Here is a 25144-nt window from a genome sequence, read left to right as displayed (position 1 = left end):
TCGGGGTCCCAAAGGAGGACATGTCATGGAACCGTTGCGGCTCGCGGTGATCGTGGGCAGCGTCAGGCAGGGCCGGTTCGGGCCGACCGTGGCGAACTGGTTCGCCGACCGGGCCAGGTCACGCGACGACGTCCTGGTGGACCTCGTCGACCTGGCCGACACACCGTTGCCCGAGGTGCTTCCGGCCTTCGGGCAGGCTCCGTCACCCGAGGCCGTACAGGCCCTGAAGACACTGACCCCGCGGCTTGAGGCGGCGGACGCCTTCGTGGTCGTCACCCCCGAGTACAACCACAGTTTCCCCGCGTCCCTGAAGAACGCGATCGACTGGCACTTCACCCAGTGGCAGGCCAAACCGGTCGGCTTCGTCTCCTACGGCGGTATGTCCGGGGGCCTGCGGGCGGTCGAGCACCTTCGCGCGGTCTTCGCCGAACTGCACACGGTCACCGTCCGCGAGACGGTCAGCTTCCACGACGCCTGGAACCGCTTCGGTCCCGACGGCCTGCCGAAGGACCCGGGCTGCGGTCTGGCGGCCGAAACCCTGCTCGACCAGCTCCTGTGGTGGGCGGACGCGCTCAGGGACGCAAGGAACAAGAACCCGTACAACGACAGGAAGCAGGCGGCATGACGAACCTCGTCCGAGACCTCAACCCCACCCTGGCCCGCGCCGACGCCGGTGCCGTACTGGTCGGCCGGTGGCCCCTGCGGCACACGCCACCGATGGCCGTCACCACGGCGTGGGAGAACAGACCGTGGCCCGAAGGACTTGTCTCGGTCAACGTCTACGTCAGCACCGACGGGCAGGACGTGCTGGTCTACGAGCAGTGGGCGGACGAGCCGGACGGCCCCTACTCCCCGATGGGGGCCGAGCCGGTCGCCTACCGGCTCTACCGCAGCGGGCTCAGGGAGAGCGCGCCGGTGCCGGGATGCGTCGTCATCGTCTCCGTCGAGTTCGACGGCCCCGACCGGGAACGGCAGGAACGGTGGGTGGACACGGTCTTCGCGGCGCTGGCCGCCGAGACCGACCTGCATCCCGGAGGGATCTCCGGCCACTTCCACACCAGCCTGGACGGCACCCGGGTGCTCAACTACGCGGAATGGACGGACGAGGCGTCCCACCAGGAGGCCCTGGACAACAGTGGGCGGGGAACCGTCGGCTCCGCACCCGAATGGCTACGGGTCCTGGAGTTCCCCGGCGTGCGGAGGAACGAGTTCAGGCGCTACCACCTTCACGCGAGCCTCGCCAGAACCGGTCCCACCGGGGTGACCGGATGACGGATCCAGAGGTTCACGACAGCAGGACGGGCTGGGTGGCCGAGCACATCCGCCGGTACGTCGAGACCGACGGCGCGGACGGCCACATGTACCAGGGATGGCCGACCCTGCTGCTCACCACCCGGGGCAGGAGGAGCGGCATGCTGCGCCGTACCGCGTTGATCTACGGCCAGGCCGACGGCCGCCATCTGCTGGTGGCCTCGAACGCCGGTTCGGCGGAACACCCCGCCTGGTATCTCAACCTGAGCGAGGACCCGGCCGTCGCGGTGCAGGTCGGCCCGGACAGGTTCACCGCCAGGGCCCGCACCGCGACCGAGGAGGAGAAGCCCCCACTGTGGCGGCTGATGGCCTCGATCTTCCCCCTCTACGACAAGTACCAGGCCGAGGCGCCCAGGGACATCCCCCTGGTGATCCTGGAACGCGACTGACCCGGACCGTTCGGCGCCCTGCCCCGGACCCACCGGGGCAGGGCGCCATCAGCCCCCGAGCTCGTCGGGTCGCGTCACCTTGTCGAGCCACAGGCGGCGCTTGAAGCCGCCTCGCTCGGCTCGCTTATGGCGGGCCGCCTCCCGAATCTGCTCATCGGAGAACCCGAGTGTCTCGGTGAGGGTCGTCAACACCTCGTGAATGTCGGCCAGCTCCCCCAGACGGTCGTCGGGGCTCGCCTGACGTAGTTCCTCGGCCTCCTCGACGAGCTTGGCGGTCAACGCCGGGACCAGCTCCGACTCGTCGAGCACCCTGACCTCGGCCGTCAGCCCGTCGGCCTCGATGACCTCCGGAATCCGGTCGCGGACCAACTTGCCATAGGTGATTGTCCGGCTTTGGCGCAAAATGTCGCCCCCTTGATCGATACTGCACGGGTGGATTACCGACGCGGCGTGGTCACCGGTGAGAGCGTATGGCGTGCCATCGTCCTGTACGGTGCCAACTCGGCCACCTACAAGTTCGCCTTCGGCACGACCCTCCTGAAGGTCGCCGCCACCGGCCGCACCCACGTGACGCTCGAAGAGCTGGCGGTGCCGTACGCGGAACTGCTCTGTCAGGCCCTGCGCCGTCAGGACCGGCAGGGCACCGCCGCCCGCAGCAGGTTCCTGGACGCCTGCCGCGCGTTCAACGCGGGCGAACTCGACCGGGACACGCTGCACCGGCGCACCGTCCAGTTCGGCTTCGCCAACGTCGTCGACGCCTTCCCGCAGCTCGGCGGCGGCCTGGCGCCGGTGCGCTACTACGAGGACCGGCGCCGGGACTCCACCGCTCCGGGGCTGGTGTTGCGCGACGAACTCCGCGAACTCGCCCTGTCAGCGCACGCCCCGGGCCTCGGCGCCGAGATCACCGCCCGCTGGCGGCTGGTGGAGACGGCGTGGGCGACCGGTGTGTCCGACGCCGTGCTCGGGTTGGTCTACGACTCAGGAACCCAGGAGCTGGTTCTGCGGACCAGACAGCGTCGCAAGCCCGTGACCGGGGTCGTCGCCGCCCTCAACGGATACCAGGACGGCCGTTGCGCCTACTGCGACCAGGTCATGGCGGGGCCCGTCGTCGAACACGTCCTGCCGTGGAAACTGCTCACCCGGCACTGGAACGGCCCCGACGTCGACGCCATCTGGAACCTGGTCCTGGCATGCAAGCCCTGCAACGACGCCAAGCGGGACCGGGCGCCGCACCAGGAGTGGATGCCCTGGCTCGAACAGCGCAACAACGACCTCATCGAGTCACGTCATCCGCTGCGCGAGGTCCTCATGACCCAGACCGGCGAGACCGCGGCCATCCGGCACGCCACCCTCAAACTCGCCTACCGGAGGGCCACCGAACTCCTGCCCGCCGTCTGGGCACCCCCCACGGGCCGTACGGCCACCACCTTTCTCCGATGAGGGGGAAGGTGGTGGCCGCCCCCGTTGCGTGGTCAGTTCGTCAGTGCGCCACCACCGGGCTGTTGTGGTAGGCGGCGATCAGCCATCGGCCGTCCCGCCTCTCGAAGACCCAGGTCGCGTTCACCTTGCGCCGGTCGTCCGGGACCTCGGTCTCGCCGGGGAACAGGATGGCGGACTCGCTGATGACGATCGCGCCGTCCCTGCCGACGAAACGGATGCCGAGTTGCTTGTTGTGGGTCCAGCTGCCCTTGAGCGGGCCCTCGAAGCCCAGGGCCATGTTCTGACGGATCACCTCACGGCTGCCGCGGAGTGAGCCGGTCATGATGGCGGTCGCGTCCTCGGTGTAGTCGGCGACCATGCCGTCGGCGTCGCCCGCCGCCCACGCCCTGTAGGAGGCGACCAGTACGGCCTGGATCGCGGCCTCGTCTTCCACACGACTGTCCGACATCGGATTCTCCCCTGTGAACGGCTCGCCGGGGTGTTCCGGCGAGCTCGTCAGTACATACCGGCGGTGAGGTCGGAACTCATCGCGCCGGCGCGCAGAAGACGCCGGGACGTTTTCGGCGCACGGGCCGGGGCCCGATCAGACCCCGGCGACGGCGCGTCCCTCGTCGTCGAGCCTGGCCGCCAGACCGAAGGTCGCGTAGACGGCGGGGTCCTGGAACACCGAGTTCCGGGTGATGCCCCCGCCGACGACGGTGAAGATCTGGAGCGTGTGCAGGCCGTACCCGTCGCCGACACGCCGGTAGGCGGCGAAGCCGGGCTGGCCGCCGTTGGCCGTGACCCCCTTGAGGAGCCAGTCCTTCCCGGCCTTCTCGAAGACCCACTCCATGAACAGGCCGTAGTTGCCGCGGCCGGAGAACCAGTTGAGCATCGGCGGCATCTCCATGATGACGTCCTCGGTGAGCAGCCGTTTGAGGCCTTCGACGTCGGCGAGCTCGAAGGCCTTCATGTAACGCTCGATCCAGGCGCGCTGCTCGGTCGCGGACGGCTCGCTGACCCGTTCCCGCAGGTCGCCGATCTCCTTCATGCGGGTACGCGCCCGCTGCAGGGAGCTGTTCACCGACACGACGGTGGTGCCGAGGATCTCCGCCGCCTCGGCGGCGGAGAAGCCGAGCACCTCACGCAGGATCAGCGCGCCGCGCTGCCGGGCCGACAGGTGTTGCAGGGCGGAGGCGAACGCCAGACGCAGGCTGCTGCGGTCGATCACGGTCCCGGCCGGGTCACCCGCCTCCAGTGACGAGTCCGGCAGGGGCTGGAGCCAGGTGGCGTGCTCTCCCTGGACGAACGGTGCGAGCGGGTCGGAGGCGGCGACCAGCCCCGAGGGCAGCGGCCGACGACCGCGAACCTCCAGGGCGGTCAGGCAGACGTTCGTCGCGATCCGGTAGAGCCAGGTGCGCAGCGAGCTGCGAGTGTCGTCGTACTGCTCCCGCGCCCGCCACGCCCTCAGGTACGTGTCCTGGACCAGGTCCTCCGCGTCGTGGGCCGAGCCGAGCATTCGGTAGCAGTAGGCCAGCAGTTCCGCCCGGAACGGTTCGACCCGCCGGTCGAAGCCCTCTTCCCCCACCACGCCACGCCCCGTCCCACTGCCGCCGCAATCGCCGTACCTGGCGACTGCGGCGACACTACGCCATGGGCGGATATGTCACCATTTGGTGATCACTCTTCGGAGTGATGGTGTCCGTCGCAGTGCTTGGCCGTGTTGGCGGGCACGTTCAGCGTGGGGTTGCGGTCGAAGAACCCGTACGGCGTCAGCGAGAATCCGGTGTGGTCGACCGGCATCACCGGCCAGTCCTCGGGCCGCGGGAAGTGGGTCACGCCGAAGGTGTGCCACAGCACGACGTCCTCGCCGTCCAGGGGCCGGTCACCCGCCACGTACGCCGGCAGGCCGTCCCCGCCGGGGTTCTGGTTGACGAACTCGCCGGCCGGGTACCGCTCCTCGGGCGCGTACCGGGTGATCCACAGATCCCGGGTGGTGAACGCCGCCCGCGCGGCGATCGACGAGGACGGGTCCGCCAGCAGGGTCGGGTGCTGCTCGGAGCGCAGCACGTAGCCGGTCGGCTGTCCGAGCCGGTTGGTGCGCTCGGTGCTCACCACGTGCCATGACCGCCCGACGGAGGCGTCCGCGCTGCGCACCCCCTCGGCCTCGCTCACGATCCGGGTGCGGGCGTGGCCGAAGGCGTTGCCGTACGGATTCTCCGGAGAGACCGGCACCCGGACCGCGTCGACCTCGTCGACCGCGTTCCGGACACCGTCCACCATCATGTCGAGGCGGGCACTGAACAGGTGCTGGTGGAACGGTGCGCCCAGACCCGGGGCGACCTCTCCGGCGTAGGGCCACTCCTGCAGCCCGCGGTAGGCCGAGGTGAAGAGGATGCCGGTGAGCTTGGCCTCACACTCGATCCTGCCGTCGAGGTAGAGGTACCAGTAGAAGCCGTAGTCGTAGTTGCCGATCGTGGTGAAGAACGAGATCACCAGGCGGCGCTGGCGGCGGACCTCGGCGGAGTTCGGGGTGTAGATGTCGGTGTGCTTCCACAGCGTGCCGTGGTCCTCCTCGTGCAGGCAGATCGCGTTGGGGATGCGCCGCACGTCGCCGGTCTCGTCGGCCAGGTCGACGTCGACGTAGTGGATCTCGCCGAGACAGTCGCAGCCCAGGGTGAGCGAGTTCGCGAACCGGCCGAAGAGGTACTCACCGGTGTCGAAGTAGTTCTGCCAGAACCGGACCGGAGCCGGATCGCCGTACGGCACCACCATCTCGGCGATGGAGGCGCGGTAGACGATCGGCCGGACCTCGCCGTCGTGGTCGGGGTCGGCGTAGGACAACTGGTGGAGCACCAGACCCTCACGGGCGTCGAACCCGAAGGTGAAGGACCAGTTCGCCCAGGTGATCCGGTCACCCTCGACCTGGAACGACGGCCCCTCCGGCTGGGTGATCTCGATGGGCCTCAGGGTCTCCAACGGCGCCGGGCGCCCCTGCGGGAGGTGGAACCTGCTCCGTTCCTCCGGCAGCGGGAAGACGCCGATGTCGATGATCTCGGTCGCCTTCCTCGCGATCAGGTCGACGTAGGCGCTCAACCCGTCCACCGGGTGCGCCCAGACGTGAGCGTCGGGGTCGAGCAGGGCGAAGCAGAGCACCCGGATGATCCGTTTGCCCTCCTCACCGGGCAGGCCGAAGGCACCGGCCGAGAGCGGTGCGCATCTCACCTGCTCGGGGGTCAGGTCACGCTTGGCCAGCGCGTCGACCCAGGCCGGGTCCTGGGCGAGGATCCCGTCGACCGCCATGAACTCCTCGGCCAGGATCGGCATCCCGCCGTGGGAACCGTCGACGTCGACGATCGCGGCCACCACGTCGGCGGTGAGGTCGACGGTCACGTCCCGGGCGTCACCGGTCGCGGTGTCGAGCAGCAGCACCCGTGCCCGGCGGTCGGGCCTGGGCCCGGTGCCCGCCTGGAAGGCGAGCACCTCCTGCTTGTGCGGTTCGAGCAGGCCGACGTAGACGAAGCGGACGCTCTCGCCGGCCAGACCGGCTTCGCGTACCAGGGCGGTGGTCCGCTCGATCTCGGTCGCGGTGAGGCTGGAAACCGGGGTGGTCATGGTGGCTACGGAATCCTCTCTGGGTGGTTCGCGTCGAGCCGCTCGGCTCGACGCCCTCGACGTCTCGTGTTCCGTCGCAGGGAGCGCACGCGTGCATTCCTGGGCTGCCGCGTTCAGTGGGAAGAACCCGCCTCCGGGCCTGTCTCCGGGCTTCTGGAACGGTTTCCAGGGGGCGATCCACATGGCAGACCCTGGAAAGAGCGGCCTGGTGAGCAACATTTATCAATGGGGCGTGATGGGCGCCAGTGCCAAAAATGTGGCCGAACTGACAGGATTGTTGTGGGCGGATTGGGCGCACCGAAAAGGAAAATGCCCATTGATATCAGCCGTTTTTATGTGAAAAGTCCCATTCGTGATGGTTGGCTGATCGAGGTTCCGGCAGGAATTCTCCCCTCTTTCGTCGGGCTGTCCTCATGGCCGTATGCGGACAAAGGAGGCCGGGCGTCGGCCGCCCCGGCGGATCCCGCCGCGCTGAGGCCAAGGTGACTCGGCCGGACACGAAGGCGCCGGAGTGCTCGCCGCCGGGTCGGCGTGCCTCCGCGCGTGTACCGAGCGCGACGCGGACCTGTGCTCCCCGTCGGTCGGCGGATTTCCGGCGAACTCGGTGATCGCCCTTCTGGTCTTCGTGCCGTTATCTGGTTCTGCGCATGACGTGACAGAGAGAACGGGTGCCATGGTCGCGGTTGTGGGGTGTTCCGGTGCCGTGGAGGGTCAGGGCGCCACGGTCGCGGTTGAGGTCAATGCCGCATGCGGAAGCGGAGGATCCCAAGTCGGCCGCGGCCCCGTCGGCCGGTCAACGGATTTGTCGTACCTCTCTGCAACACTCCCAGGATGCTGAACGCGGAACTGCTGCGGCCGTTGCTGAGAGCCGCATGGGGACCCGACACCTGTGATCCGGTGGGCCGTGAACAGTGGCGGCCGGACAACCCGGCGAGAAGCCAGTGCGGCACGACGGCACTGGTGGTTCAGGACCTGCTCGGCGGAGACCTGATCCTTGGCGAGGTCCATGTCGACGGGGCCAAGGCCTGGAACCACTACTGGAACCGGCTGCCTGACGGCACCGAGGTTGACTTCACCTCCGACCAGTTCGGCTCCGGCGAGGTCGTTGTCGGCGGCCATGTACAGCATCGGCCACCGGGCCCACCCCGCCGGTGCCGCGAACAGTACGAACTGCTGCGCCAACGGGTGTTCACCGCCCTGGCCCCGTCGCGACCCGCCTGAGGAATACGCCGACAGGCGTGGGTCTCCGCGATCGGCCACCGGCGCGCACCGGGGCTTCCCGTTCGCCCTCAAGGACGTCGGCGACGGTGTGGTTCTCCTCGTGATCCTGGTCCGGCCAGGTGCCCCCGCCGAGCCCGATCGCCCGCGGGCCCGAGGGCCGTTCGCCGACGACGTCCGCGGTAAGGATGATCCGAACGTGATGCCGGTGCCGGGCCGGGGGATCCATGCGGATGGAACGCTTGGAAAACAGCGGCGAAGTGGGCGAGCACCTTCAGGATCACTCCGTGTGCCGCCCGTGACGGAACCAGGCAGGCTCGCTATGACGCCGGTTCGGCCATGCTGAGGAGCGAGGCGAAGCCTTCTTCGTCGAAGATGGCCTCGAAGTCCTCGTCGGGAACCCGTCTGCCGTTGATGTCTACGGCGGGAGTTCCCGGGCCCGGCCGGCCTTCATATGTGCCCGCCTGCTGGTACTGCTGTTGCGATCTTGTAATGAAGTCCTGGTGCCTCATCCCTTTCACGGCTGTGTCGAAGGACGGGCTTCGGAGCCCGTCGACCAGAGAGGCCAGTTCGAGTAGCCGTGCCTCGGTAAAGCCGTCGTTCAGCTCATCGGGCTGGTGCGCGTAGAGGACCGCGTGGTACTCGGCGAACTTCCCGACCTCAAGGGCGGCTCGGAGGGCGTTGACGGCTCTTTTCGAGCCATTGCCGCCCAGTCGATCATCCAGGAAAGAGGCCAGCGTGTATTCGGCTTTCGCTTTCCGCTGCAGGACCCAGTTCCGCAGGACCGGTCCACCGCCCGTCAGCTCGAATTCCTCGCAGACCGGGCAGCGCGGATCTTCATACAGATGGACGGTGACGGTCGCGTTGGGATCACCGATCGAGACCGTCGTGCCGTCCTTTTCCAGCTTCTGCGGTACTTCGCTCAAGGACGCGTAGGATGCCTTGGCCCGCTCACTGCCGGATTCCCCGGATTGGGCCCATGTCACTGCCAGTACCGCTACGAGAAGCGCAGGAACCAGTCCTCTTTTCCAGCGCTTCACCGATATAACCCCCTAGGCCACGATTTTAGGGAGGGTAACATAACATATTATGATGATTGGATGTGGCAGGTCGCTCGAAAGGCGATATGAGATGGTTCCTCTGTCCTCCCGCGCAAACCGTGCTTGATATGGAGGAGGCCGGTGGTCGTCTCCACAGAGGCGGTGTGTGAGTTTTCCGGCTGGATGGCGCGGTGCCCTGAGTGAGGACGGCCGTCACGTGATCCTTCGAGTGGCGAAGACCAAGTTCGAAACTTGAACCAGGCGATGGCCGGCGCGGCAGATCGAGACCGGCGATCCGGACCTGTTGCGATCCATGGCGAAGACCATGGCCGAGACGCCGATGTCGGCCGATGCCAATGTCCTGTGGCGCCGGACGCGGTGAGCGGACCGATGAACGCGCCGACCGCCGCGAGCGGCGACTCTGGCGTGCGCTGTCTTCGACCGGCCCGCCGTCGAGCGGATGTGCGTCCAGCAGGCCTGGGCCATCGAGGCCTTGGAGGCCGGGTAGCCAGTCGCGTGTGGGCGCCTGGACCACGCGCGGCCGCCTTCTCGAACGAGGCCTGATGGCAGGCCTGGTCGAACAACCCGCGGGGCGGTTGAACAAGGAGGTCCGCCCCACCAACGTGGTCGGGATCTTCCTCGACCGGGCGGTGACCGTCCGGCTTGTCGGTACGGTTTTGACCGAGCAGGCCGATGGGCGGGGGCCCGCCGCCACCTGGGGTTCGATGGGCTCACCAGGTGCCGGATGCGCCTCGTCGCGGACGGTGTACCGGCCCACAACCCGCTTAATTTGTAGAAACAGGATCACGCGCCATCGGCGTGGACGTGACCCGCCCGGGTGGGCCCAGCCACAGGTCGAGCGTGTACCCGCTGGAAGAAGAGTGCCCCCGGCATGATTCGAACATGCGACACCCGCTTTAGGAGAGCGGTGCTCTATCCCCTGAGCTACGGAGGCAGGGACTCTCCATAAGAGTAGCGAAAGTGTGGAGTGGATGCGCGCCCGGAGGGGGAGTTGGCGGCGATCGCCGGGTTATCGGTTCGCTGAGCTGCGGTAAAAGGGCGGCAAGTGGACGAGTGTCGCCGGAGCGGCGACGCCTAGTGTCACACTCCGTGACGGACGGGCAACGGAAGCGAATCCACGGGCACCGAGCGTTGCAGCTGCTCGTGCTGTGCGGGGCGATGCTGGCGCCCGTGCTTCTGGCGATAGGCCTGCTGGTGGCGGAACTCACCGGATACCGGACAGGTTCTCGCGGGGTCGCCGGAGGACAGTTCCGTGGTGGCCTGCCTCGTGGTCCTCATATCCCCCACGAGTCTCATGCCCATGGGTTTCATGGCATCCGTAAGGGTTTCGAGGGCTTCGACACACAACCCGCCTTTCGAGGGCTCGGTGACATCGGCAGAGCCTTGAGGCACGAGAAGGACTGGGCGCTCGCTCGGGCTCATGATCGTGGCCGCCGTGAGTCCTACGTGGAAAGGGTGAAGGCGGCGAGGCAGGCACTTGGGGTTTGGGGAGTGACAGAGGAGGAGGGAAACGGTGGTTCGTCGCGCGCCATCGCCCTGGTGCCCGTCACGATCGCACCGGTGCGGGATGTGGTGCGCAGGGCCGAGACCGTTCCCCCGGGCGCACTCCAGCGGCCGGAGGCCGGCTCGCCGAGTACGGTCCTGGGACCGAGAGGCATCCCGCATCGGCATGGGCTCGTCCGCGTCTACGGGAGGCGGGTACCGCCGGTGGCCGTCCCGAAGGCGCGCTCCGCGGGGGTCGCCAAGCCGCCTCCCCCGACTCGTGTGATCAGAAAGGAGCGTCCGGCTCCGCCGGTGCGACGGCCTGTCCAGAAGCCTCCGCGCCCCGAACCGTCAAACGACAGATTCGAGTGCCCCAAGGAGTGGCGGAACACCTGGTTGTGGGAGGTCTGCGTAGAAGAGATGCGCAACAAGACCTGAGCCACCAGATGGTCAAATGGGGTGTTTGACGCATATCAGCTGTACTGAGTCCGACCCAGGCACTTGGTTGACTGTAGTAACGTGCGTGCCTGACCCAGGTCACGAGTTCGCAAACGGAGGGGTCGAACGTGCCACCTCGTCGATCGGCGGGCCTGATCGTCGTCGTCGCGGCGATGTCTTCCCTCGTCCCGGGGGTGGCTACCGCGAATCCGACGCAGACGAAGGCCCAGTCGGTCGCCGCCGGTAAGTCGACCACCCTCGCAGGGAAAACGCGGGTCACCCCGACTGGAACCCTTCGCGCACCCGTCAACCTCACCGAGCTGCGGCGTGAGGCGGAGAAAGCAGCCAAGGAGCTGGAGAGCGCGACAAAGGCGCTGGAGCAGAGGCGTGCCAAGATCCAGGCTTCGGAGAAGGAACTGGCCGCCAAGCTCCGTGAGTTGCAGGTCGCGGAGCGGGCCTTCGCACAGCTACGACAGCCGTTGTCGGACCTGATCGGTCAGCTCTACCAGCGTCCCCTCGGGGGCGATGCCCTTTTCTTCCTGGCCGGTGACGCCGACGCCTCCACCCTCAGAGCCATGGCCGACATCAACCAGATCGCGGCCGAACGCAACCAGGTCCTTGGGGACGGCGCCCGTCTGCAGGCGGAGAAGGAGCGCCTGGCGGGGGAGGCCCAGGAACTCCGGGCGAGCACCCTTCTGGCGGAAGCGCAGATGAACGCCGAGATCCAGACTCTCAGGGACCGCTCCTCCAAGATCGTGAAATCGCTGACGCAGGCACTGGTGAAACTGGGGGTCAAGGTCAACAGGTCGGGCAACCCCGTGGGGGGGTGTGATCCGACGAGGGCGACCTCGCTGGAGGACTTCCCCAACGGCCTGATCCCCAAGGCCTATCTCTGTCCGCTCCAGCAACAGGGCAACCAGCTACGGGCCGACGCGGCGTTGGCGTTCATCAGCCTGAACGAGGCCTACCGGCAGAGGTTCGGCAAGCACATGTGCGTGACGGACAGCTATCGGAGCCTGGCCGAACAGCAGTCCGTCTACTACCGCAGGCCCGGATTCGCCGCCGTGCCCGGTCGCAGCAACCACGGTCTCGGGCTCGCCGTGGACCTGTGCGGGGGCGTGGAGCGGTTCCGGTCGGCCGAGTTCAACTGGCTGGAGGCCAACAGCAAGAAGTACGGCTGGATGCATCCGAAATGGGCGTATGTCAGTCCTTTTGAGCCTTGGCACTGGGAGTACGACCCGAAGCTTGGCTCCCTGCTGTAGGGCTGCGACGTGGTCGCGAAGCCATGGCGCGCCTTTCGCGACCAGAGCTCTTTAGGGCAGGTGCCCTTCATGACCGGTGCCTTTCGTGATCAGCGGACAGGGGTGACCTGGGCGGTGCACTGGGAGCAGCGGACGGCGGCCCGGGGGATCTCGGAGAGGCATTCGGGGCAGTCGCGCAGGCTGCTCTCCTCCCGCCTGGCGAACCTGGAGGAGAGCTTCTCGTAGGGGCTGACGATGAGGAAGTAGATGACGGCCGCCACGATCAGGAACGAGATCAGGGCGTTGAGGAAGAGGCCGTACTTGATCTCGCCCCCGCCGATGCGCAGGGTGAGCGCGGAGAAGTCGGGACGCCCGCCGATGGCGGCTATCAACGGCGTGAGGATGTCGCTGACGAAGGAGTTCACGATCGCCGTGAAGGCGGCGCCGATGATCACCGCGACGGCGAGGTCGATCACGTTGCCCCGTAGCAGGAAGTTCTTGAATCCGTTGATCATGGTTCCCCCTCGTCCATGCGCTCAGCCGGCATCCATGTCATCACCTTGAGTATCTGTCACATTACTTTATGTGAGGGTTGATGGTGATCGAGAGGTGACCACCCACCTGGGCGGACGCCAGCTCGGCGGCCTGTACCGATGAGGTGGCCAGCACCACGAGCGCGCCCTGGTCCGCCTCTCCTCCAGGCGTGGCCAGTACGGTGACCCCCTCGGCCACGGTCCGGGCGGGGGCGGCGCCGTCCCAGGAGGAGGGGGTGGCGAGCACGTTCACGACGTCGCCGGCGGACAGCAGGCGCGCCGTCTGAGGGTCCGCGACCCGGACAGGGGTGGCGACCGTCCCCGGCCCCCGGGCGGACAGCAGGCCGGGACCCAGCAGACGGACGTTCGTCAGCGGCTCCCCTCGTCGCACGGGACCGGTCAGGACCCTGCCGACGATCGGCGCGCCGGGTTTCAGCGCGCCGTCGGGGACGGTCTCGGGCCGCATGGCGACCGCTCTCAGGTCGGAGGCGCCCAGCGCCCCTCCGGGAAGATCCCTGGCTGCGGTGAGCACGGTCACCGACGCACTGCCGGGCCTCAGTCCGACCAGGGCGCAGGCCATCGCCGACGCGGCGACGAGGGCCGCGACGATCCGATGACGACGCCCTCCGAAACGGAGCAGGGCGTCCACGCCACGGACGGGGGAGCCGGGAGCGGAGGGGGCGCGAGGGCGGGCGGGAGACCGAGCCGGGGGACCGGCAGGATCGCGGAGGACGCGCATGTCTGACTCCAGGGGTGGTCGAAGATCCGGTCGTCGGAACGACCGGACATCAGTGGGTGAGACGGCGGGAGAGGACGCCGGAAGAGCCGAAGGCGGGAGGCGTCGACGTGCTGGGAGCCGGTGAGAGGCCGCGGGAGGAAAGACCTTCTGAGGCACCGGAGGCGGGGAACGCGGCCTCGGGAGTGGTGCGGGGCACCTCTCGCGGAGCGAGGCGATGCTGGACGGGACCGAGGAGTACGCGGGTCGGCTGAGCGGCCGGGTCTCGCCGTACGGAGATGTGTCGTCTCGGGCAGTGGTGTCTGGAACAGCCGAACAGAGCGGACGGGCGGTGCCGTACGGCAGGCCCGGCACGGAAGCCGGGCGCCTGCCGTAGGAGATCTTGGTCAGCCGGGGAGCTCGAAGGGGAGGGACAGGCCGTTCAGAGTGTTGGGACAGGGACAGGCGCGCTCTTCGGGCAGGGCGGTGACGACGTCGGCGACCAGGGAGCGCATCCGGTTGATGTTGGTGGAGAAGAAGGCCAGGACCTCCTCGTGGGTGACCCCTTCACCCACCTCGACGCCGGCGTCGTGATCGGTGACCAGGGACAGCGTGGTGTAGCACATGGCCAGCTCACGGGCGAGGACCGCCTCGGGGGAGCCGGTCATGCCGACGATCGTCCAGCCGTTGGAGGTGAACCAGCGGGACTCGGCGCGGGTGGAGAACCGAGGGCCCTCGATGACCACCAGCGTGCCGTCCTTGGCCAGCTCCCACCCGGAGGACCGGGCGGTCTCGATGGCCGCCGTGCGCCCCAGGGGGCAGTAGGGATCGGCGAAGGAGACGTGAACGACGCCGCCGGTGTCGTAGTAGGTCTGGGTGCGTCCCAGGGTGCGGTCGACGAGTTGGTCGGGAACGACCAGGGTGCCGGGGCCGAGCTCGGGACGCAGGGAACCGACCGCGCTGGGGGCCAGAACCTGGCGGACACCCAGGGAGCGCAGGGCCCACAGGTTGGCGCGGTAGGGGATGAGGTGAGGGGCGAAACGGTGGTCGCGGCCGTGCCTGGGCAGGAAGGCGACCGACCGCGATCCGATCCGGCCGACGGTGATGACGTCGCTGGGCGGGCCGTAGGGGGTGCTTACCTCGACCTCTGCCGCGTCGTCGAGCAGAGAGTAGAAGCCTGAGCCGCCGATGACTCCGATGTCCGCTTTGGTGACCATGGCGCCGAGATTAGCGTTATCGGCGAGCCGTTGAGGAGGCCCATGCGCGTCCTGTGGATAACTGGAGAACAGCACATTCTCCCTGTGGAAAACCGGGCCGTAATCCTGGACAACAGCGTCATGGATCGTGAAACCCGCTATGAAAACGGTCAAGGGCGGTGGGTCACATAAAAGCCCATGATCCAGGTGAAAGCGTCGCGGAAACGGTTCAACAAGGTCCTGTCGTAAAGCCGCTCCCACCGGGGCGATCCGACAACCGTGAGGGGCCGGACACGACGGGCGCCGCCGGGACAGACATGGCCCGGACGAACAAACCTGGCTGATCCCTGCCGGGGCATGCCGTACGGAAACAAGAGCCGTGGGTAGGGGAACGGCATGGATGTCGCGCGCCGTACGGGGGCCGGGGTGGGGCTCGTCATCGGGGCGCTCATGCTGGGCATGTTGCTCGCCGCCCTCGACCAGACCATCGTCGCCACCGCGCTTCCGACGATCGTGGCCGACCTCGGCGGCCTCGGGGAGCTTTCCTGGGTGGTCACGGCCTACATGCTGGCCTCGACGGTCTCGACGCCGTTGTGGGGCAAACTCGGCGACCAGTACGGCAGGAAGGGACTCTTCCAGGCCGCCGTCGTCATCTTCCTCGTCGGCTCCGCGCTGTGCGGCCTGTCGCGGAACATGGGACAGCTGATCGGCTTCCGCGCCCTGCAGGGGCTCGGCGGGGGCGGGCTCATGGTGCTGGCCCAGGCGATCGTCGGGGACGTCGTGCCGGCCAGGGAGCGTGGGAGATACCAGGGGTTCTTCGGCGCGGTCTTCGCCGTCTCCAGCGTCGCGGGGCCGCTGCTCGGCGGCCTGTTCGTCGACCGTCTGTCCTGGCACTGGGTCTTCTACGTCAACCTGCCGGTCGGGGTTGTGGCGTTCGCCGTCATCTCCTCCGCGCTGCCCCAGGACACGGAACGGACCCACCACGTCATCGACCATCTCGGCATCGTCCTGCTCGGTTCGGCCGCCGCCTGTCTGGTGCTGGTGACGACCTGGGGCGGCACCGTCTACCCCTGGACCCACCCGGTCGTCGTCGGCCTGGTGCTGGTGGCGGCGCTCCTGCTGGCCCTCTGGTGGCGGGTGGAGAACCGGGCCAGGGAGCCCGTGCTGCCGCCCCATCTGTTCCGGTCGAGGGCCTTCGGCGTGGCGTCGCTGATCGGCTTCGCCGTGGGCTTCGCGATGTTCGGCTCGCTCACCTACATGCCGCTGTTCCTCCAGGTCGTGCAGGGGGTCTCGCCCACGTGGTCCGGCATCCACCTGCTGCCGATGATGGCGGGCATGCTGGTGACCTCGATCGTCAGCGGTCAGATCATCACCCGGACCGGGAGGTACAAGGTCTTCCCGATCGCGGGCGGCGCGGTCACCACGCTCGGGCTCTGCCTGCTCTCCCGGGTCCGGGTGGACATCCCGGTCCTCGAACTGAGCGTCTACCTGCTCGTACTGGGCGTCGGCATCGGCCTGGTGATGCAGGTGCTGGTGATCGTGGTGCAGAACGCCGTCGGTTTCGAGGACCTGGGAGTGGCCACCTCGGGGGTCACCTTCTTCCGCTCCATCGGCGGTTCCTTCGGCGTCGCCGTCGCGGGCACGGTCTTCGCCTCACGGCTGACCGACGACCTCGTACGGCTGTCGCGGACCGTACGGCTCCCGCCGGGGGTCGCCACGGCGGTCCAGTCGGATCCGACGGCCGTCAGGAGGCTGGAGCCCGGGGCCATGGCGGCGTTCCTGGCGGCCTACTCGGACGCGATCGCCGGGGTGTTCCTGTACACCGCGCCCGTCGCGCTGGTGGCCTTCGCAGCGGCCTGGCTGCTGCCCGAGGTGCCGTTGCGCGAGACCACCAGGCCCGTGGACCTGGGGGAGTGCTACGGCGCGGTGTCCGCGCAGCGTTCCTCGTTGCGCGAGGTGGAACGCGGGCTGTGGCGACTGGCCGACGCGGACATGCGCCGGGACTACTACCGCCGTCTCGGGGAGACGGCCGGTCTCGACCTGCCGCCGGGTTCGGTGTGGCTGATCGCCAGATTGGGCACCGGGGGCGGTCAGAAAAGCGTGGAACTCGCCGAACGGGCGAGGGTCACGGTCGAGAGGGGCAGGCCGTACGCGGATCTGCTCGTCACGCGAGGGCTGGCCCGCCGTACCGACGGCGGCGGGCGCCTTGAACTGACCCCGGCCGGTGAACGGGTGGCCGGGGCACTTGTCGCCGAGGCCCGCGAGGGGCTGCGGCGGATGATCGACGACTGGGACCCCGCGCGGCATCCAGGGCTTCGTGAGCTGCTGGACAGGCTGCCCCACGAGATGCTCGGCTCGGCCTCCGACCGCCCCCGAGGAGCCGCCGGAGCGTGACGGGTGCCGCGCTAGGAGGCCGCGGGAGCCGGGGTGCCGGCGGCGGCGGCGGGCTTGGACTCGCTCGGCTTGGACTCGCTTGACTTCGACTCTCCGGACGAGCCGGAGGAGGCGGACGTCGAGGAAGAGCTCACCGTGCTGGTCGAGGAGGACCTGCTGTCGGTCCGGTAGAAGCCGGAGCCCTTGAACACGATGCCGACCGCGGAGAACACCTTGCGCAGCTCACCGGCACAGGACGGGCACTCGGTGAGCGCGTCGTCTGAGAACTTCTGGACGATGTCGAACTCGTTGCCGCATGCGCTGCAGGCGTACTGGTAGGTGGGCACCGTTCCTCCTCCTTCGATCCGCGCCGTCTGGCACTCTACTGACGCGACTGCTAATGATAGGCAGCCGACAAGCATAAACGCGAGTCGGATCTGTCGCATTCCGGGTGGGAATGAATGGATCAGCTGCCCCGCTCGCCGAACCAGCCCGCCAGCTTGCCCCGGCGGCTGATCGCCTTCATCCTGCGCTCGACCGTTTCCCTGCAGGCCGCGGTCGTCACGATCAGGAGTTGGTCGTCGATCCTGATCCTCGTCGAGTCCGAGGGAACGAACGTCCTGCCGTCCCTGACGATCAGGGTGACCTGGGCGTCGGTCGGCAACCGTAGCTCGAAGACCTCGACGCCGTGGAGCTTGGAGGTCGGCGGCACCTTGACCTGCAGCAGGTCGGCGTTGAGTTCCTCAAGGGGAGCGGACTCGACCTCAAGGTCACGTGCCTCGTCCGGTGTCGACAGGCCGAGGGCCTTGGCGACGAAGGGCAGCGTCGGCCCCTGCAGCAGCGTGTAGACGACGACGATCACGAAGACCTCGTTGAACACGAGTTTCGCGACGCCGTTGTGCACCGAGTTGGCCGCCCAGGGGATGGTCGCCAGCACGATGGGCACCGCGCCGCGCAGTCCCGCCCAGGACAGGAAGGCCTGTTCCCGCCAGTTGAGCCGGTCGATCCGCGCGCTCCTGACGATCAGGGCGGAGACAACGATCGAGAGCGGCCTGGCGACGGCGACCAGGATCAGTCCGGCGACCAGGCCCGGAATGATCGCCGACGGCATCTCGGAAGGGCTGGCCAGCATGCCGAGCATGACGAACAGGCCGATCTGGGCCAGCCAGGCGACGCCCTCGGCGAAGCCCCTCGACGAGGCGCGGTGGGGCATCCGGGAGTTGCCCATGACCAGGGTGGCCAGGTAGACCGCGAGGAAACCGCTGCCGTGCAGGAGTACGGCGCCCGCGTAGGCGACGAACGCCAGCGCGAGCACCGCGATCGGGTACAGGCCGGAGATCGGCAGCGCGATACGGCGCAGCGCGTAGACACCGAGCGGCCCGACCGCCAGGCCGACGACCGCTCCGACGGCCAGTTCGACGACGACCATGAGCAGTGCCTCTCCCAGGCTGGGGGAGGCGGCGGCGCTCAGCAGCATGACCGCGATGACGGTCGGCGCGTCGTTGAACCCGGACTCGGCTTCGAGGACGCCCGCCAGCCGGGAGGGCAGGGGCAGGCGGCGCAGTACGGAGAACACCGCCGCGGCGTCGGTCGAGGCGAGGACCGCGCCGAGCAGCAGCGAGGTCCGCCAGTCCATGTCGAGCAGGGTGTGCACCGCGGCGGCGACGGTGGCGACGCTCACCCCGACCCCGACGGTCGCGAGCACGAGCGCGGTGGGAATGGAGCGCCGTACGTGGTTCCAGTTGGTGGTCAGGCCACCTTCGGCGAGGATCACCGCCAGGGCGATCAGGCCCATCTGCTGGGCGAGCACCGGGTTCTCGAACTGGAGCCCGAGGCCGGACTCACCGATGAGCAGACCGAAGGCCAGGAAGATCAGGAGACTGGGAAGTCCGCTGCGGTGGGCGACCCGTACCGCGACGATCGCCGCGATGACGACACCCGCACCGAGAAGCAGCCAGACATCCAACCCCATCCGGTCCCCTCTCTGATTCCAGGGACCATTGTGTCGTATTGGACAGAGTCGTTAGGCACATCAAGGGACAATTCGGGTGATTCCATTTGGTTGCGCGACGTAACGAACCGGTATGTCGTGCGGTTCTCCGGGGACGTCTTCCCGCAGCTCGTTCGCGTAGAGCAGGGCGACCGTGGGCACATTCGGGCCGACCCTGGCCAGGGCCCTGTCATAGGAGCCACCGCCGCGGCCGAGCCGCACCCCGGTGGAGCGGTCTACCGCCAGGGCGGGCACGATCACCAGGGCCGCGGTCCTGACGGCGTCCACGCCACGCCGGGTGTCGACCGGCTCCATGATCCCGAAACGCCCGGGGGCGAGGGTGTCGGGACCGTCGTAGACAGCCCAGTCGAGATCGTCGTCCTCACGCAGCACCGGAAGCATCACGGTGGCGCCGTGCTTCCACAGCGCGAAGACGAGCCCGTGGGTCGAGGGCTCGGTGCCGATCGACCAGTAACACGCCACCAGCCCCGCCATCTGGACCCACGGCTGTTCGAGCAGCGACTCCCTCGTCATGACGGAGGCGGTGTGCCTGTCTTCCTCGGAAACCGCGGCGCGCGCGACCCCGATCGCCGACCGCAGCCTCGGCTTGTCCACAACCCCTCCACTATCGTTTTCGTATGGCCGACTTCGATCTCGTGACCAAAGCCGTCGTCCCTGCCGCGGGCCTGGGCACCCGCTTCCTACCGGCGACCAAGGCGACTCCCAAGGAGATGTTGCCGATCGTCGACAAGCCCGCAATCCAGTATGTCGTCGAGGAGGCGGTCTCCGCCGGTCTGCTCGACGTCCTCATGGTCACCGGCAAGAACAAGCGCTCCATCGAGGACCACTTCGATCGAGCCATCGAGCTGGAGGAAGTCCTGGAAGCGAAGGGTGACGACGAACGGCTCTCGCAGGTGCGCGAGCCCGCCGATCTGGCCACCCTCCACTACGTACGGCAGGGCGAGCCGAGGGGTCTCGGCCACGCGGTGCTGTGCGCCAAGCAGCACGTCGGCGACAACCCCTTCGCCTGCCTGCTCGGCGACGACCTGATCGACTATCGCGACGAACTGCTCAAACGCATGATCGAGGTCCGCCAGGCCCACGGCGGCAGCGTCATCGCCCTGATGGAGGTCCCCAAGGAGCAGGTGTCCCTGTACGGCTGCGCGGCCATCGAGCCGACCGATGAGGACGACGTGGTCCGGGTCACCGACCTGGTCGAGAAGCCCCCGGCGGAGGAGGCGCCGTCCAACTGGGCGATCATCGGCCGTTACGTGATCGACCCGGCCGTGTTCGAGGTCCTTGAGAACACCCCGCCCGGCCGCGGGAACGAGATCCAGCTCACCGACGCCCTGCGCACCCTGGCCGCCCGTGGTGGCGACGAGGGCGGCCCGGTGCACGGCGTGCTGTTCCGCGGCCGTCGCTACGACACCGGCAACAAGCTCGACTACCTGCGCACGGTGGTCCAGTTCGCCGCCGACCGCCCCGACCTGGCGCCCGAGTTCCTGCCCTGGCTGAAGGAGTTCCTGGCCAACCGATGACCTTGATGAGATCGGTCGACGAGCACCTCGCCGACATCCTGCTCGCCGTACGGCCGACGGCCCCGAGGGAGACGGGGCTTCAGGAGACGCTGGGCACGGTCCTGGCCGAGGATGTCGCCTCTCCCGTCGCGCTGCCGCCCTTCGCGAACTCGGCCATGGACGGCTACGCCGTACGGGCGTGTGACGTCGCGGAGGTTCCGGTGACGTTGCCGGTCACCGGTGACGTCGCGGCCGGCGAGGGCGGACGGCCGGTCGTCGCGCCGGGGACGGCCATGCGCATCATGACCGGCGCCCCCATGCCTGAGGGCGCGGACACGGTCATACCGGTCGAGTGGACGGACGGCGGTAGGGAACAGGCCAGGTTCGAACGGTCCGCGCCCGCCGGGAACGCGATCCGCCTGGCGGGCGAGGACGTCCTGGCGGGCGACGTCGTGCTCCCCGAGGGGACACTGATCGGACCCGCCCAGCTCGGCATCCTGGCCGGGGTCGGCCGCGCCCACGCGCTGGTACGGCCCCGCCCACGGGTGGTGGTCATCTCGACCGGCTCCGAACTGGCCGAGCCGGGCACGCCGCTGGGGCCGGGGCAGATCTGGGAGTCCAACAGCTACGCCCTGGCCGCGGCGGTGCGGGAGGCGGGCGGTGAGGCCTACCGGGCCGGGATCACCGCCGACGACGCCACGGGCTTCCTCGACCAGCTCAACGCCCACCTGCCCGAGGTCGACGCCGTGATCACCAGCGGCGGGGTCTCGATGGGGGCCTACGAGCCGGTCAAGGAGGCGCTCGGCGATCTCGACACCTTCCGCTTCGAGAAGGTCGCGATGCAGCCGGGCATGCCCCAGGGCTTCGGAGTCGCGGGGGAGGGCCGGATCCCGGTCTTCGCCCTGCCGGGCAACCCGGTGTCGTCGTTCGTGTCGTTCGTACTGTTCGTCGGGCCTGCGCTGCGGAAGATGCGAGGGCTGGAGCCGGGGCCCGTGCCGGCCGTACGGGCCGTGACCCTCGCTCCGCTGCGCTCGCCCCAGGGCAAGCGGTCCTACCTGCGCGCCGTGCTCACCGGGGGATCCGTCACCCCGGTGACCAGACAGGGCTCCCACCAGCTCGCCGCGCTCGCCACGGCGAACGCGTTGATCGTGATCGACGAGGACGTAACCGCGGTGCCCGAGGGAACGGAAGTCGAGGTCATCCCGCTATGAGTGGCTTCACGCACATCGACGAGACCGGCGCGGCGCGCATGGTGGACGTCTCGGCCAAGGACGTCACGGTCCGTACGGCCCGCGCGACCGGCAGGGTGCTGCTGTCAGAGCAGGCCGTCGCCCTGCTGCGGTCGGGTGAGGTGCCCAAGGGCGACGCGCTCGGCACCGCGCGGATCGCGGGCATCATGGGGGCCAAACGCACCCCTGACCTGGTCCCGCTCTGCCATCCGATCGCGCTGCACGGGGTGAAGGTCGAGCTGACCGTGGCCGACGACGGGGTGGACGTCGTCGCCCTGGTCAGGACCGCCGACCGGACCGGCGTCGAGATGGAGGCGCTGACCGCCGTCTCGGTCGCGGCCCTCACACTGATCGACATGGTCAAGGCGGTCGATCCGGCGGCCGTGATCACCGACGTCCGGGTCGAGGAGAAGACCGGCGGCAAGACCGGGACGTGGACCAGGACATGAGAGCCTTGGTGATCACCGCCTCCAACCGGGCCTCTGCCGGGATATACGAGGACAAATCAGGAAAGCTCCTGGCGGAGCTGCTCGCCGAGGCCGGATGCCAGGTGGACGGCCCACGGGTGGTCCCCGACGGAGAACCGGTCGAACAGGCCCTGCGCGCCGGGATCGCCGAAGACTACGACGTGATCGTCACCACCGGTGGCACCGGGCTGACCCCCTCCGACCTGACCCCGGAGATGACCGCGCGGGTGCTCGACCGCGAGATCCCCGGCATCGCCGAGGCCGTACGGCAGGCCAACCGCGACCGGGTGCCCACCTCGATCCTGTCCAGAGGGCTCGCGGGACAGGCCGCCGACACCCTGGTCGTCAACCTCCCGGGCTCCTCCGGCGGGGTCCGCGACGGCATGGCGGTGCTCGCGCCGATCCTCGGCCACGCGGTCGACCAGATCAGGGGAGGCGACCACCCCCGATGACGCCCTCCTGTCGCACACGCTGACAGGCCGGGGGACTTCATGGCACGTCGGCGCGTCTTGGGAGGATGATGGGGAACGTGGATCGACTTCGTGGCTGGCCGGTGACCCTGACGGAGGGCCCGGTGGGACTCCGGCCGCTGCGCCTGCGAGACGTTCGTGTCTGGCGCGAGACGCGGCTGCGCAACGCCGGCTGGCTGCGCCCCTGGGAGCCGAGCAATCCGGAGACCCCGCTCTTCCGGACCGGGCTCGGCCCCTATATCTCGATGGCGGGCACCCTGCGCAGGGAGGCCAGGCAGGGGCTCGCCCTGCCCTGGGTGATGACCTACCGTGGCGCCTTCGCCGGGCAGCTCACCATCGGCGCCATCGTCTGGGGCTCGGCCAGGTCGGCTCAGATCGGCTACTGGATCGACGGCGCCCTGGCGGGCCGGGGCATCACCCCGACCGCCGTGGCGATGGCGGTCGACTACTGCTTCTTCACCACGGGTCTGCACCGGGTTGAGGCGAATATCCGTCCGGAAAATCACGCGAGCCGACGGGTGGTTGAAAAACTGGGGTTTAGGGAGGAAGGCATAAGACGGCGCCAGCTGCACATAGATGGCGCTTGGCGCGACCACATTTGTTACGCGCTCACGGTTGAAGACGCACCAAGAGGTTTGCTGGTGCGTTGGCGCAGGGCCCGGGAGGCGGCGGCCCATGGTGGCCCTCCCCATGAAGAGGCTTGAAGATCTCGCGACACACCGCACTGAATACTCGTCAAATAGTGACACGCGGTCTTACTGTGCGTGACGTGAGCACATTGGAGACGCCAAAGGACCCCAGGCGTTTCCATGCTGCCCGGAGGTGGCCGTGAGCAGCGTTCTTCTGTACCTGGCCATTGTCGTCATGTGGTTGTGCGTGCTCGTGCCCATGTGGTTGCGTCGCGACCGGGCCGCCTTCACCGAACTCACCGAGGACGCCGAGCCGTACGTTCAGGACGAGGAGGAACTGCCCTCAGAGGACTCGGTCGAAACGCAGCGTGACATCGTCCTCCCCTCGGCGCCGTCGGCCCCGGTCGTCCGGGAAAACCTGGACAGGCCGTCCGACCCCCGTCCGGCTGAGTCGTCCGGCTCCCGTCAGGCCGGAGCGTCCGATCGTCCGGCAGCGGCGTCGTCCGGCTTCCGGGAGACCTCGTCGGAGGCGTCCGCGCCTCGTGGGGCCCCCGCCCCGCCCACCCGGCCTCTACGGCGCTCCGCCACGGAACGCAGGCGCGCGGAACTGCGCGGCCGGGCCAGACGGGTGGCCAAACGCAGACGGTTGACCCTGTGGTGCTTTCTCCTGGTCGTCGCCTCAACGGTGACGGCCTCTGTTCAGGTCATCCCCTGGTGGGGCGTGGCGCCCTCTGTGACCCTTCTCGGCCTCTATCTGGTGGTTCTCAGGAGCGCCGTACGGCTCGACGTCCAGCGTCGTCAGGCCGCGGCTCAGGCGCGTGCGGAACGCGCCAGGCGGGCCCGCAGGCGGGCCGAGCTTGAGACACGGCGCCCGGCCGCCGAGATCATCGACCTGTCGGCCCACCGCGACGAGATCTTCGACCAGTACGCCGAACCGAACCGCCGCGCGGTCGGCGACTGATCTCCTCCACACCCCGGTGCACGGATGGCGCGAGCGCCTCCGGATGTTTGCTAATCTAGGGGACGTCTTCGGGGATGTAGCGCAGTCCGGTAGCGCACTTCGTTCGCATCGAAGGGGTCAGGGGTTCGAATCCCCTCATCTCCACCAGGACAAGAGGCCGCTTCCGAGAGATCGGGAGCGGCCTTCTGCGTTGCTGGGTGACTACGCCATGCGGAAACCGGTGATGCGGGGGCGAGGTGGACGAGGTTGCGCGATGCTGCGGTGAAGGCGTTTCCCCCCGAACTGGGCGCCGAGGTCGAGCAGGCCGTGCGACTGCTGGTGCCCTCCCGCTATGCGCCGGTGGACGGCTTTGACGTGTCGGTGCGGGGGCAGTGGTTGCGGATCCCGTACCGGATCTATGAGGACCCGCCCTCGTCTGGAGCGATGGACGACCTCGGCGAGGTAGCCCGGGTAATCTTGGACTGCCTGCTCACCCGCCATCAGAGTGGTTACGTACGCCAGCGGTACGTGGAGAAGGTGATCTCCACTGACGCTGACTGGGTTGTGCCGTTCGTCGTCACCTTGGTCGGCGAGTATGTCATCGAGATCATTGATGTGGTGCGAGCAGGACTTGCCGGAGTGGAGACTCCCGGTACATGGCAACGACAGCGGTACGGGCGCTTCACGGCCGACAACCCGGACTTCATGGTTTTGACGCGGCAGCGTGCCGCCAGCTACTGGAGTTGCTACCACCGCTGGAGGTTTCCGGAGCTCAGCGGCTACCCGGGCGCGCAGGTGCTCGCGGCTCTTCGCTCAGCGGCCGCTGACCACATGTGAAGGCCGTTCCCCATATGTGGAAGCGGCCTTTTGCCGTATGCCCAGTTAACGTCCCGGAGATATGGTCCATCACT

General features: G+C 68.4%; 26 protein-coding genes and 2 tRNA genes. 16 read left to right on the top strand and 12 right to left on the bottom strand.

The features are described from left to right. Positions 1–25 precede the first annotated feature (25 nt). Genes ABT340_RS29970 through ABT340_RS29960 form a run of 3 tightly spaced genes read left to right on the top strand, consistent with a single transcriptional unit; the run spans position 26 to position 1700 of the window. Positions 26–625 (top strand): NADPH-dependent FMN reductase, encoded by a 600-nt coding sequence (locus ABT340_RS29970; protein WP_352014201.1) that lies wholly within the window; start codon positions 26–28, stop codon positions 623–625. Beyond that, a complete protein-coding gene (locus tag ABT340_RS29965) occupies positions 622–1272 on the top strand; it encodes an antibiotic biosynthesis monooxygenase (RefSeq protein WP_352014200.1) in 651 nt (216 codons plus the stop codon). Before ABT340_RS29970 ends, ABT340_RS29965 begins: the two co-directional genes overlap by 4 nt. After that, entirely contained in the window at positions 1269–1700 is a 432-nt protein-coding gene (locus tag ABT340_RS29960) for a nitroreductase family deazaflavin-dependent oxidoreductase (RefSeq protein WP_352014199.1), read from the top strand. Before ABT340_RS29965 ends, ABT340_RS29960 begins: the two co-directional genes overlap by 4 nt. A gap of 48 nt (positions 1701–1748) precedes the next feature. Here ABT340_RS29960 and ABT340_RS29955 read toward each other — a convergent pair whose 3' ends face one another. Further along, positions 1749–2102 carry a nucleoside triphosphate pyrophosphohydrolase gene (locus tag ABT340_RS29955; protein ID WP_352014198.1) on the bottom strand — a complete coding sequence of 118 codons (354 nt, stop codon included), beginning with the start codon at positions 2100–2102 and terminating at the stop codon, positions 1749–1751. Positions 2103–2132: 30 nt separating this feature from the next. On the opposite strand from ABT340_RS29955, the gene ABT340_RS29950 reads away from it, so the two are divergent. Then, positions 2133–3140 (top strand): HNH endonuclease, encoded by a 1008-nt coding sequence (locus ABT340_RS29950; RefSeq protein WP_352014197.1) that lies wholly within the window; start codon positions 2133–2135, stop codon positions 3138–3140. A 40-nt stretch (positions 3141–3180) separates the two neighbouring features. Here ABT340_RS29950 and ABT340_RS29945 read toward each other — a convergent pair whose 3' ends face one another. The 3 genes from ABT340_RS29945 to ABT340_RS29935 all read right to left on the bottom strand — a co-directional run bounded on the left by ABT340_RS29945 (position 3181) and on the right by ABT340_RS29935 (position 6734). Beyond that, entirely contained in the window at positions 3181–3588 is a 408-nt protein-coding gene (locus ABT340_RS29945) for an SgcJ/EcaC family oxidoreductase (RefSeq protein WP_352014196.1), read from the bottom strand. Between the two features lie 135 nt (positions 3589–3723). Beyond that, entirely contained in the window at positions 3724–4710 is a 987-nt protein-coding gene (locus tag ABT340_RS29940; protein ID WP_352014195.1) for a sigma-70 family RNA polymerase sigma factor, read from the bottom strand. Between the two features lie 89 nt (positions 4711–4799). Next, entirely contained in the window at positions 4800–6734 is a 1935-nt protein-coding gene (locus tag ABT340_RS29935; protein ID WP_352014194.1) for a primary-amine oxidase, read from the bottom strand. Positions 6735–6825: 91 nt separating this feature from the next. On the opposite strand from ABT340_RS29935, the gene ABT340_RS29930 reads away from it, so the two are divergent. Then, entirely contained in the window at positions 6826–7074 is a 249-nt protein-coding gene (locus ABT340_RS29930) for a hypothetical protein (RefSeq protein ID WP_352014193.1), read from the top strand. Between the two features lie 491 nt (positions 7075–7565). Then, positions 7566–7955 (top strand): YunG family protein, encoded by a 390-nt coding sequence (locus ABT340_RS29925; RefSeq protein ID WP_352014192.1) that lies wholly within the window; start codon positions 7566–7568, stop codon positions 7953–7955. A gap of 317 nt (positions 7956–8272) precedes the next feature. Here the strand turns inward: ABT340_RS29925 and ABT340_RS29920 are convergent, their stop codons facing one another. Both ABT340_RS29920 and ABT340_RS29910 read right to left on the bottom strand, forming a co-directional pair. Beyond that, on the bottom strand, positions 8273–8878 hold the full coding sequence (locus ABT340_RS29920; protein WP_352014191.1) for a thioredoxin domain-containing protein: 606 nt from the start codon (positions 8876–8878) through the stop codon (positions 8273–8275). A gap of 996 nt (positions 8879–9874) precedes the next feature. Next, positions 9875–9947, bottom strand: a tRNA-Arg gene (locus ABT340_RS29910). A 1114-nt stretch (positions 9948–11061) separates the two neighbouring features. On the opposite strand from ABT340_RS29910, the gene ABT340_RS29905 reads away from it, so the two are divergent. After that, a complete protein-coding gene (locus ABT340_RS29905) occupies positions 11062–12195 on the top strand; it encodes a D-alanyl-D-alanine carboxypeptidase family protein (protein WP_352014190.1) in 1134 nt (377 codons plus the stop codon). A gap of 89 nt (positions 12196–12284) precedes the next feature. Here the strand turns inward: ABT340_RS29905 and mscL are convergent, their stop codons facing one another. From mscL to ABT340_RS29890, 3 genes are all read right to left on the bottom strand, one after another. After that, the gene (gene mscL / locus ABT340_RS29900) at positions 12285–12689 is read right to left on the bottom strand and encodes a large conductance mechanosensitive channel protein MscL (RefSeq protein ID WP_352014189.1); all 405 of its coding nucleotides are present in this window, start codon (positions 12687–12689) and stop codon (positions 12285–12287) included. A 61-nt stretch (positions 12690–12750) separates the two neighbouring features. Next, complete coding sequence (locus ABT340_RS29895; protein ID WP_352014188.1) at positions 12751–13446, bottom strand: SAF domain-containing protein; 696 nt, start codon at positions 13444–13446, stop codon at positions 12751–12753. 383 nt (positions 13447–13829) lie between these two features. Further along, a complete protein-coding gene (locus tag ABT340_RS29890) occupies positions 13830–14639 on the bottom strand; it encodes an S-methyl-5'-thioadenosine phosphorylase (RefSeq protein ID WP_352014187.1) in 810 nt (269 codons plus the stop codon). 375 nt (positions 14640–15014) lie between these two features. Here ABT340_RS29890 and ABT340_RS29885 point away from each other — a divergent pair, with 375 nt between their 5' ends. Continuing rightward, a complete protein-coding gene (locus ABT340_RS29885; protein WP_352014186.1) occupies positions 15015–17012 on the top strand; it encodes an MFS transporter in 1998 nt (665 codons plus the stop codon). An 11-nt stretch (positions 17013–17023) separates the two neighbouring features. Here the strand turns inward: ABT340_RS29885 and ABT340_RS29880 are convergent, their stop codons facing one another. From ABT340_RS29880 to ABT340_RS29870, 3 genes are all read right to left on the bottom strand, one after another. Beyond that, the gene (locus ABT340_RS29880; protein ID WP_352014185.1) at positions 17024–17338 is read right to left on the bottom strand and encodes an FmdB family zinc ribbon protein; all 315 of its coding nucleotides are present in this window, start codon (positions 17336–17338) and stop codon (positions 17024–17026) included. 119 nt (positions 17339–17457) lie between these two features. Then, the gene (locus ABT340_RS29875; RefSeq protein WP_352014184.1) at positions 17458–18963 is read right to left on the bottom strand and encodes a potassium/proton antiporter; all 1506 of its coding nucleotides are present in this window, start codon (positions 18961–18963) and stop codon (positions 17458–17460) included. A 60-nt stretch (positions 18964–19023) separates the two neighbouring features. Then, positions 19024–19596 carry a 5-formyltetrahydrofolate cyclo-ligase gene (locus ABT340_RS29870; protein WP_352014183.1) on the bottom strand — a complete coding sequence of 191 codons (573 nt, stop codon included), beginning with the start codon at positions 19594–19596 and terminating at the stop codon, positions 19024–19026. Between the two features lie 23 nt (positions 19597–19619). Between ABT340_RS29870 and galU the strand changes: the two genes are divergently transcribed. The 8 genes from galU to ABT340_RS29830 all read left to right on the top strand — a co-directional run bounded on the left by galU (position 19620) and on the right by ABT340_RS29830 (position 25070). Further along, positions 19620–20519, top strand: coding sequence for a UTP--glucose-1-phosphate uridylyltransferase GalU (galU, locus tag ABT340_RS29865; protein WP_352014182.1), 900 nt, complete (start codon positions 19620–19622; stop codon positions 20517–20519). 5 nt (positions 20520–20524) lie between these two features. Next, positions 20525–21709 carry a molybdotransferase-like divisome protein Glp gene (gene glp / locus ABT340_RS29860; protein ID WP_352014344.1) on the top strand — a complete coding sequence of 395 codons (1185 nt, stop codon included), beginning with the start codon at positions 20525–20527 and terminating at the stop codon, positions 21707–21709. After that, positions 21706–22176 carry a cyclic pyranopterin monophosphate synthase MoaC gene (gene moaC, locus ABT340_RS29855; RefSeq protein WP_352014181.1) on the top strand — a complete coding sequence of 157 codons (471 nt, stop codon included), beginning with the start codon at positions 21706–21708 and terminating at the stop codon, positions 22174–22176. Before glp ends, moaC begins: the two co-directional genes overlap by 4 nt. Continuing rightward, the gene (locus tag ABT340_RS29850; RefSeq protein ID WP_352014180.1) at positions 22173–22646 is read left to right on the top strand and encodes a MogA/MoaB family molybdenum cofactor biosynthesis protein; all 474 of its coding nucleotides are present in this window, start codon (positions 22173–22175) and stop codon (positions 22644–22646) included. Before moaC ends, ABT340_RS29850 begins: the two co-directional genes overlap by 4 nt. Positions 22647–22714: 68 nt before the next feature. Then, positions 22715–23368 carry a GNAT family N-acetyltransferase gene (locus ABT340_RS29845; RefSeq protein WP_352014343.1) on the top strand — a complete coding sequence of 218 codons (654 nt, stop codon included), beginning with the start codon at positions 22715–22717 and terminating at the stop codon, positions 23366–23368. A 124-nt stretch (positions 23369–23492) separates the two neighbouring features. Further along, positions 23493–24254: a divisome protein SepX/GlpR gene (sepX, locus tag ABT340_RS29840; protein WP_352014179.1), complete on the top strand. Its 762-nt coding sequence runs from the start codon at positions 23493–23495 to the stop codon at positions 24252–24254. Between the two features lie 70 nt (positions 24255–24324). Next, positions 24325–24401 (top strand) — tRNA-Ala (locus ABT340_RS29835). A gap of 99 nt (positions 24402–24500) precedes the next feature. Continuing rightward, positions 24501–25070 (top strand): hypothetical protein, encoded by a 570-nt coding sequence (locus ABT340_RS29830; protein ID WP_352014178.1) that lies wholly within the window; start codon positions 24501–24503, stop codon positions 25068–25070. Positions 25071–25144: the final 74 nt, after the last annotated feature.

The organism is Streptosporangium sp. NPDC000239 (genome assembly GCF_040300765.1).
In the GTDB taxonomy this organism is placed as follows: Bacteria; Actinomycetota; Actinomycetes; order Streptosporangiales; family Streptosporangiaceae; genus Streptosporangium.
This window is presented reverse-complemented; position numbering and strand designations above follow the sequence as displayed.

What these genes read in the sequence shown, in the direction of transcription:
- ABT340_RS29970 (WP_352014201.1), top strand. Translation starts at nt 26, where the DNA reads ATGGAACCGTTGCGGCTCGCGGTGATCGTGGGCAGCGTCAGGCAGGGC.
- ABT340_RS29965 (WP_352014200.1), top strand. Translation starts at nt 622, where the DNA reads ATGACGAACCTCGTCCGAGACCTCAACCCCACCCTGGCCCGCGCCGAC.
- ABT340_RS29960 (WP_352014199.1), top strand. Translation starts at nt 1,269, where the DNA reads ATGACGGATCCAGAGGTTCACGACAGCAGGACGGGCTGGGTGGCCGAG.
- ABT340_RS29945 (WP_352014196.1), bottom strand. Translation starts at nt 3,588, where the DNA reads ATGTCGGACAGTCGTGTGGAAGACGAGGCCGCGATCCAGGCCGTACTG.
- ABT340_RS29935 (WP_352014194.1), bottom strand. Translation starts at nt 6,734, where the DNA reads ATGACCACCCCGGTTTCCAGCCTCACCGCGACCGAGATCGAGCGGACC.
- ABT340_RS29925 (WP_352014192.1), top strand. Translation starts at nt 7,566, where the DNA reads ATGCTGAACGCGGAACTGCTGCGGCCGTTGCTGAGAGCCGCATGGGGA.
- mscL (WP_352014189.1), bottom strand. Translation starts at nt 12,689, where the DNA reads ATGATCAACGGATTCAAGAACTTCCTGCTACGGGGCAACGTGATCGAC.
- ABT340_RS29895 (WP_352014188.1), bottom strand. Translation starts at nt 13,446, where the DNA reads ATGCGCGTCCTCCGCGATCCTGCCGGTCCCCCGGCTCGGTCTCCCGCC.
- ABT340_RS29890 (WP_352014187.1), bottom strand. Translation starts at nt 14,639, where the DNA reads ATGGTCACCAAAGCGGACATCGGAGTCATCGGCGGCTCAGGCTTCTAC.
- ABT340_RS29885 (WP_352014186.1), top strand. Translation starts at nt 15,015, where the DNA reads ATGGATGTCGCGCGCCGTACGGGGGCCGGGGTGGGGCTCGTCATCGGG.
- ABT340_RS29875 (WP_352014184.1), bottom strand. Translation starts at nt 18,963, where the DNA reads ATGGGGTTGGATGTCTGGCTGCTTCTCGGTGCGGGTGTCGTCATCGCG.
- galU (WP_352014182.1), top strand. Translation starts at nt 19,620, where the DNA reads ATGGCCGACTTCGATCTCGTGACCAAAGCCGTCGTCCCTGCCGCGGGC.
- glp (WP_352014344.1), top strand. Translation starts at nt 20,525, where the DNA reads ATGAGATCGGTCGACGAGCACCTCGCCGACATCCTGCTCGCCGTACGG.
- moaC (WP_352014181.1), top strand. Translation starts at nt 21,706, where the DNA reads ATGAGTGGCTTCACGCACATCGACGAGACCGGCGCGGCGCGCATGGTG.
- ABT340_RS29850 (WP_352014180.1), top strand. Translation starts at nt 22,173, where the DNA reads ATGAGAGCCTTGGTGATCACCGCCTCCAACCGGGCCTCTGCCGGGATA.
- ABT340_RS29845 (WP_352014343.1), top strand. Translation starts at nt 22,715, where the DNA reads ATGGGGAACGTGGATCGACTTCGTGGCTGGCCGGTGACCCTGACGGAG.